General features: G+C 51.5%; 1 protein-coding gene. It reads left to right on the top strand.

The features are described from left to right. Positions 1–408, top strand: a 408-nt coding sequence (locus ACYVTD_RS17330; protein WP_461248875.1) for a methyltransferase domain-containing protein, incomplete at both ends; no start/stop codon positions are given.

Below are 408 nucleotides of genomic sequence, written 5' to 3'. Positions count from 1 at the left end.
GTACACAAGGCAGGCACTTGAGCGGCTTAACCGTATCGATAACGGCGAAGGCGGCACGGAAAATCCAGCGACGGAAGGCGACGCGGAAGCGGAATCCGCCGCAACGGTAAAGATACCTCGCCTTAACGATCAACGGTTAGCCGCTGTATTTGACGAATTGAGAAACAGCGGCGCGAAATCGGTGCTGGACATGGGGTGCGGCGAAGGACATTTGCTGCAACTTCTAAAGAAGGAAAAATATTTTACCGCCATAGCGGGAACAGACGTGTCCGCCGCTGTTTTAAGCAGGGCGGCCGACAACCTTAAACTTGACCGCATGGCAGAAATTGAAAAAAAGCGCATTACGCTGTTTCAAAGCTCCCTTTGTTACAGGGACAAAAGGTTTAAAAACTACGACGCCGTCTCGAT

Source organism: Treponema sp. R6D11, from assembly GCF_054786075.1.
The sequence above is the reverse complement of the archived record's forward strand: the minus strand, read 5'-3'. Positions and strand labels throughout refer to the sequence as shown.